Source organism: Alloyangia pacifica (assembly GCF_020524285.1).
Classification (GTDB): Bacteria; Pseudomonadota; Alphaproteobacteria; order Rhodobacterales; family Rhodobacteraceae; genus Salipiger; species Salipiger pacificus_B.
The window spans coordinates 1-6,066 of the sequence record NZ_JAIVKX010000034.1 but is presented as its reverse complement, the minus strand read 5'-3'; the positions used below and the strand labels follow the sequence as shown (position 1 = coordinate 6,066).

6 protein-coding genes and 1 pseudogene are annotated in these 6,066 nt (G+C 59.3%); 4 read left to right on the top strand and 3 right to left on the bottom strand.

Annotated elements, in window-relative coordinates; genetic code table 11:
- The first annotated feature begins 197 nt into the window (after positions 1-197).
- From LC039_RS26655 to LC039_RS26645, 3 genes are read left to right on the top strand one after another with little or no spacing between them, the layout of a single operon-like run.
- Positions 198-587 (top strand): GtrA family protein, encoded by a 390-nt coding sequence (locus LC039_RS26655; RefSeq protein WP_226629909.1) that lies wholly within the window; start codon positions 198-200, stop codon positions 585-587.
- A 3-nt stretch (positions 588-590) separates the two neighbouring features.
- A complete protein-coding gene (locus LC039_RS26650) occupies positions 591-1,589 on the top strand; it encodes a glycosyltransferase family 2 protein (RefSeq protein ID WP_226629908.1) in 999 nt (332 codons plus the stop codon).
- Position 1,590: 1 nt separating this feature from the next.
- Positions 1,591-2,418 carry a ChbG/HpnK family deacetylase gene (locus LC039_RS26645; RefSeq protein WP_226629906.1) on the top strand — a complete coding sequence of 276 codons (828 nt, stop codon included), beginning with the start codon at positions 1,591-1,593 and terminating at the stop codon, positions 2,416-2,418.
- On the opposite strand, the gene LC039_RS26640 is transcribed toward LC039_RS26645, so the two are convergent.
- From LC039_RS26640 to LC039_RS26630, 3 genes and pseudogenes are all read right to left on the bottom strand, one after another.
- On the bottom strand, positions 2,379-3,956 hold the full coding sequence (locus LC039_RS26640) for an ArnT family glycosyltransferase (protein WP_226629904.1): 1,578 nt from the start codon (positions 3,954-3,956) through the stop codon (positions 2,379-2,381). The two genes, LC039_RS26645 and LC039_RS26640, sit on opposite strands and share 40 nt — an antisense overlap.
- A gap of 783 nt (positions 3,957-4,739) precedes the next feature.
- Positions 4,740-4,973: pseudogene (locus LC039_RS26635) on the bottom strand (integrase core domain-containing protein); the annotation flags it as partial.
- 237 nt (positions 4,974-5,210) lie between these two features.
- Positions 5,211-5,744, bottom strand: a complete 534-nt coding sequence (locus LC039_RS26630) for a hypothetical protein (RefSeq protein WP_226629903.1) — start codon at positions 5,742-5,744, stop codon at positions 5,211-5,213.
- Between the two features lie 108 nt (positions 5,745-5,852).
- Here LC039_RS26630 and LC039_RS26625 point away from each other — a divergent pair.
- The coding region (locus tag LC039_RS26625; RefSeq protein WP_226629901.1) for a transposase at positions 5,853-6,066 on the top strand (214 nt) is incomplete at its 3' end.

Here is a 6,066-nt window from a genome sequence, read left to right as displayed (position 1 = left end):
GAAAGGTCGCAGGCGCTCCAACTGCTCTTCGGTAAGCCAGAAAGGGTTCCCATGTTCAACGTCTCCTTACGGAGGCTCAATCATGGCAACTGCCCGAAATCAATGGGTCCTGAGCCTAAAAAAGGGGGGGGCATTCTGAAGACAATACTGTTGATTATTTTTGATTCTTCCAATAGATAATATAGACAAAGGAGCTAATGTATTTGTTCCGTATTTTCATTTTCAGCATTGTTTCTTCGATCGGCGCCCTGATTGACTTCGGACTGGGACTAATACTGCTGCAAAGGGGGCTGGATGGTTGGATGGCTCTTGCAGTTGCAATGTCGGTCAGTGCGAGCGTTGTCTATGTCATCCACCAGAAAGTAACCTTCGGCGACCTCCATTCTCGAGACCTCAATGCCGGAAGGCTCGCCGCCTTTCTTGCTAGCACAGTCATGATCTACCTTTTCCGGCTGACGTTGTTCGAGATCCTGCTCAGCTTCGGTACAGCTCTCGCCCTGGCTCTCGGCATCGCGCTCGTCGCCTCCGTCACCGTGAATTTCGCGGTCAGCCGAATATTGATATTTTCCGCATCTGGGAGGAGATAGATAGTGGAGAGGATCACACTCATTCTACCATGCTACAACGAGGCTGCGGGGCTCGGCGCGCTAGCTGAACGGCTTTCCCAAGTCCTACCCGGAATTGCCCAAAGCGCACGTGTTGCCTTCGAACTCGTCTTCATCGATGACGGCAGCCGCGACAGCACCTGCGCGATCTTGCAAGAGCTTTGTTTCGCCTGGCCGAGCCGGCTTCTCGTCCTGTCCCGCAATTTCGGCAAGGAGGCCGCCCTTACTGCGGGAATGGACGCCGCCACGGGCGACGCCGTCATCTTCATGGATGCCGATCTCCAGCATCCACCGGAGCTGATCGAGCCCCTGATCGAGAACTGGCGGCAGGGGCATGAGGTCGTCTATTTCTACAAGAGCTCGCGTCAAGGCGAGGGCAGCGGTCGGCGGGGTGGCGCGCGCCTGTTCTACTGGCTGATCAACTTCGGGACCCGCTTCGACATCAGCACGAATGCCGGCGACTTCCGACTGCTCGACCGCAAGGTCGTGGACAGCCTGCGGCGCCTGCCCGAACGGGAACGGTTCCTTAAGGGGCTCTATGCCTGGGTTGGCTACGATCAGATCGGCCTGCCCTACGAGGTTGCAGAGCGCCATGACGGCGGGCCTACTCGGTTTACTTCGGCACGGCTGTTCGGGCTGGCGATCGACGGGCTTACCTCGTTTTCGGTGGCCCCGATCCGCCTGATTTCGCTGTTCGGATTCTCGGTCTGCGCTCTGAGCTTTCTCTATCTGATCTGGATCATCGGCGAACGACTGATCGTGGGCTCGCCATTCTCGGGCTTCGCCACGATCGTCGTGCTGGTCGTCTTCTTCGGCGGCGTCCAGCTGGTTTGCCTTGGCATCATCGGCGAATATGTCGGCAAGGCACTGCTGGAGGCTAAACAGCGCCCGACGTATATCGTCAAGGAGCAGGTCGAACTCGCTGGCGGTCTCGACAAGGAAGAGATGGACCTTTCCGCGGACCTCGTCCGACAACAGGCCTAACTTGACACGCCCCTTCGCTGATATCCGCGTCATCGCTGACGACTACGGCCTCGGTGCCGGGCATGACGCCGTCATGCGCCGCCTGCTCGGCACCGGAGCGATCGATGCCGTATCGGTGCTGGTGGAAACCTGCACGGAGGTATCGGCGGCAGCACTGCGTGCGATTGCCGCTAGCCGGCCCTGCATCGGACTGCACCTGAACTTCACTTATGCGCCGCCGGGCAGGGCCCGACGGCCGGACCGGACGCTGCTGCTGGCCCGGAGTCTTCTGGGGCTGAACAGTGACCTCGTAGAGGCGCGTATCGCCACCCAGAAAGCTCGATTCCTGGAACTCTTCGGCCGGCCTCCCGATTTCATCGATGGTCACGAACATTGCCATGCATTCCCCTCGATCCGTCCTGCGGTCCTGCGGGCCGCGGCCGCGGACGGCCTGCCGGTGCGCAGTATGGTTCCGCTGCTACCGCCGGCCGACATAAAGGCCCGGGTTATCGCCCGGCTTGGCCACGACATGCAGAGGGCGGCCGAGCGCCACGGGGTCCGGACGAATTGGCGCTTTGGCGGCGTGCTACCGCTCCCAACCCCGGAAACGGCCATCGCGGCGCTCGAAATCGATCTGGCCGTTGCGCGGCAGGCAGCACCAGCGGCACCGGGCGAGATCTGGTTCATGGTACATCCAGGAGATGCCGAAGATCCGCTACAGATCCCCGGCCATCCTCCGGTGCTGAGAACACTGGAGACCAAGGCCCTGGAGCGGCTCCGGTCTGGGCGCCGCGGCGGTCCGGTCCCGCCCTACTTCGATCCGCTGCGACTGGCATCTCCGGGTGCATAGCGGTAAAGGGTCCAGCCCTCGGCCCTCGGATCTTTGGCGACGGGATCGAGCCAGGACAGCCCGCTATCAATCAACGCGGCAGTCTCGGGCCGAGTGGAGCGTTCGACCTCGCCGATGAAGAGATAGACACGATCGGCCGGCCAAGTTACCGCCGCGGTCTTGACGGCGGCGCGGAGCTCAGGCTCGGTTGTCACGATTGGCAGATAAACGCTCTCGGCGCCGGTGTAGAATGCCAGATGCGTTTTGCGGCTCATAATGAGATCGCCTGGGCCAAGAAGTCCCCCTACCTCGGCCAGCACCCGGGCCATTTCCGGATTTCCGCCCCAAGAGGCGAAGGTCCGGGCATCCCGCACCGCAAGGAGGACGCCCACCGCGATGACCGCGCACGACAGCCCTAGGACTGCGGAGCGGTAGAGCTGCGACCAATCGCGATGCGCCGCGAATACGCTCAGAAGGATCATGGCACCGGCGCCGACCCAGGGAACGAAATAGAGGTGATACCGCGGCTCGTAGGCCTTCAGATTGACAAGCAGAACCTGCGCCAGAGTGGCCGCAAGGAACAGCAACAGCAGCGACTGGCGGCGCTCGGCGCCAGCGAAGACAAGCCCGGGTAGGAAGAACAGCGCCAGCGCCGGCCCGGCAATGAACGGGATCTTTCGCAGCGCGATGTTGGCCAGGTCCCGGGCATATCCCTTGGCCAGCGCCGCGGGATCGTAGGTCAACACGTCATAAAGGCTGCTGAACCGTGCCTGCGCCTCGATCATCCCTTCCCAGGAGACGCGCTCGGCGGTGAAATAGGTGAGCGCGATGTTATAATAAGTGCCCCCGGGCATCAGGTTCGAGCCCGTGAGCCCGGCGTAGAGCAGAAAGCCCGCCGCGGCGGCGACGGTACCGGCAAGGTAGCCAGAGACCGCTCGCCACCGGCCGGGGCCGGGCATCAGAAGCGGAATGGCCAGCAGCACCAAAAGCGTCACGCCGTTCGTCCGTGTCATCATGGTGAAGACAGCGCACAGACCAGCCAGAAACCACGCCGAGACCGACCGACGGGTCGCAGCGAAGGCAACCAAGAAATAGGTGAGGAAATAGAGCGCCAAAAAGAAGAGGTCGGAGGTTGCCTGCACCGCAAACCGGAGGAACGTTGCCGATGAGACAAGGCCAAGTACGGCCCCGAATGCCGCCCATGTTCCAGCAACTATCCGAAAGAAGAGGTGCGCCAAGACTAGCGTCGCGACAGCGGAAACTACCGACAGGGCCTTGCCAGCGGCGAACCAGTCTCCCACCCAGCTCTTGACGGCTGCCAGCGTGAAGATGAATCCCGGAGGATGGAACTCGCTTTCGAGCGGCATCCCCGCCAGAAGGCGCTTGGCTTCCGAAACCATGCTCCCGATGAAGTCGGTTTCAGTTCCGTAGCCAGCGAGCGGTCTCTGGCTCGCCAGCCAAGACAGGAAGACGGCGGCAAAAAGAATGACGCACACCGACAGAAGATCAAGTAGTCCGAAGGACGGTCGGGTAAATGGGTCGGCGGTCCTAGAATTCATCATTGCGCGCCTTCTCAACATGATGCCTGCAAAAAATTCGATTGCGCAAATGATCTCCGCAGAGATGCGGGCTGCGCCTGCGCGTTAGCCTCATGCGCTCCCGGAAAAAGGTCGCGCACTTGTCAGGAAATCGCTCGTAAACTGGCAAGCAATCGAAGTCTTTCAGGAATCAACCGTAATAAAAATATTATGCCAAAAGAGAATTCCGGGTGGGCGGTAGCATCAACGGATTTCTCCCTTTGGTCAAGCATTGGGTGCGCGTTTCTCATGATATCGGGCTGTGATTTCACCGGAAGACGGCCGCGAATTTTACGGTAAGACGAGTATCTATTTCACGAAGTATCCGAAAGTGATTTTTGGAATCAAGGGCAGATTTGGTCGACGAACTGAGGATAATCCCCGCGGATCAACTGGAGGGGCCGAATGCCGACAGAACTTCTGACCATGCGCCATATACGAGGCGCATTCTGGTTGAAGTCTTCCCAGGATCTGAGTGAGCCGGTGATTGCCGCTTGGCTGGCACTGGGAAAGGCAGTGTCGGAACGCAATTGAGACAGTTTGCGACTTCTTCCGCAGCACCATCACTCGCATACCGACTTGCTCAGTCGGCCGGAAGACAACCGAACCGCTGAATAACCTCCTTGTGTGTAACTCTCTTAGATGATGTCCCGAGAGGTGGTGTAGCTCACCGCGAGCCTCGGTCGTTGGTACCGCTCAGGCACCCGCGACCATCAGCTCGAGCAGGCGCTTGAGCTGACCCCATCGAGTGGTCCGCGTTAAATGTTAATGCATGGTCGGCCTTCGATCTATGGGGATGAAAGTCTCCGGTGCCGGTGTCCGATATCCAAGAGCGCTGTGCGGCCGAGCAGTGTTGTAGTGCTTTCGTCATTGTTCGATGAGGATTTGCGCCTCCCTCAGCGAGTAGAAGACCTCGTCATTGAGGAGCTCGTCCCTGAACCTGCTGTTGAAGCTCTCGCAATAACCGTTCTCCCAGGTTGACCCTGGCTCGATGTACGCGGGTCACCCTGGGAGAACGTAAGCGTTACAACTGACCCCCATTTTGACCTCTATTCTGAGCAAGGCACAGCCTCTATATTGGCGCATGGCGCTATTACGAAACATTGCACATAGGCTCTTTCGGCCCTTTCCGGACCTTCGCCTAGGTCAAAGCCGCTGCAGCGCGGCTTTCCGGAACAAGTCATTCGAGGCACCGTGCAGCACGTCTTGGTATGCCGGAGCTAAGCCTACCATAGTTCACCGGTGAGCTTGTCCCGGCACGAGGTTCCAGTTCAGAGGCCGATCGCCAGTCTGATAGAACTGCCGTACGCGCTTAATAAAGTTCTTAAAGTCCGGGCTCTCAATCACGAGCCGATTGCAGGTTGACCAATCGACTTCTGATCGGCCGCGGGCCGGGATCAGAATGTTGCTCTCGGACGGGTTCTCTGCGTCGAGCTGAAGAACGCCGATACCGTGTAGGGCTGAGAGCATGCGCAGTTCTTGCATGGTGCCTTGGCCCTCGATCTCAGCAGCAACGAGGTAACCAAAGTTCGCCCAGGACGAGTTCGAAACGGCCTGGAAATAGCTCTCCCGAACATTCGACCGCTTAAGGTGCAACTTCACCTCAAGCGACCACAAAAGCGCACGAGCGTTTCCCGTCTCGCTGACGCAGTGGCGCAGCTCATCGTCCCACCCTCGCGTGAGGTCCTCCAGCCCAACGACATCAGGATAAAGCCAACGATTTCCCCCAGAGCCACGCGCATTCGAGCCTCGCTGCTCATCAATCCGCATTGCGTCGACACCAGCCTCTCGAGAGAGATACTCGCCAAGTAGAGGGGCTCTGTTGCACAAATCGCGTGGGCGATTCATCTTGTGGATCCAGTACGGTAGCTGGGTTCCATGAGCAAACCTACACCCCCAACCTACAAGACCAGGAACTGGCCAGCCTACAATGAAGCGCTCAAGCGCCGTGGCTCTCTGGCGATTTGGTTTGACCCCGAGATGATTTGGGATGCCGCGCCGACTGGCAGGCGTGGCCGACAACAGACCTACAGCGATACCCCCATTCAAACTTGCCTGACGATGAAGGTGCTGTTCGGCATGGCTTTGCGGC

Coding starts and splice junctions, on each gene's coding strand:
- LC039_RS26655 (WP_226629909.1), top strand. CDS start 198: ATGTATTTGTTCCGTATTTTCATTTTCAGCATTGTTTCTTCGATCGGC.
- LC039_RS26640 (WP_226629904.1), bottom strand. CDS start 3,956: ATGAATTCTAGGACCGCCGACCCATTTACCCGACCGTCCTTCGGACTA.
- LC039_RS26630 (WP_226629903.1), bottom strand. CDS start 5,744: ATGCGGATTGATGAGCAGCGAGGCTCGAATGCGCGTGGCTCTGGGGGA.